Annotated in this window: 1 protein-coding gene; it reads right to left on the reverse strand. The window is 66.0% G+C overall.

Annotated features, from left to right (window positions below):
- Positions 1-473: hypothetical protein (locus MA884_RS27825; RefSeq protein WP_256233485.1), on the reverse strand; the 473-nt coding region annotated here is incomplete at both ends.

Consider the following 473-nt stretch of genomic DNA (forward strand, 5'->3'; position numbering starts at 1 on the left):
AACGAGGCCCAGTGCCGCACGCAGCGGGCCGCGCGCCCTGCCCCTTGCCATTCCCAGAAGAAACTCGCGCCGCCGGCCAGTTGCCGCTGCAGGATGACGTGCTGGTCGTCGTAGTCGTAGCGTTCGCTTTCGCCAGCGGCGTTGCTCGCTTCGATCAGTCGCCAGCGGGCGTCGTAGCGGTAAGCCATCAGCGTCTGTTCGGTGCGCCAGGCTTCGTCCAGGGTCAGGGCCGGGTGAAAGCTCTGGTAGTCGATGGCGACCAGGTGACGATTCTCGTAACGCAAGCGCAGGGCACGCCCGGCGCCGTTGTCCAGGCGGCTGATGTCGCCGTGGATGTTGCGTTGGATCGTCAGGCGGTTGGCGTAGCGGTCGCTGAGGGCGGTCAGATGGCCGTCGCGAAAGTGTAGGAAAGGCGCGTCTTCGCCGGGCTGGGCGATGATCAGTTCGTCCGGCTCGATCCCGAGGTAAATCGC

Source organism: Pseudomonas sp. Q11 (genome assembly GCF_024494355.1).
Taxonomy (GTDB): Bacteria; Pseudomonadota; Gammaproteobacteria; order Pseudomonadales; family Pseudomonadaceae; genus Aquipseudomonas; species Aquipseudomonas hefeiensis.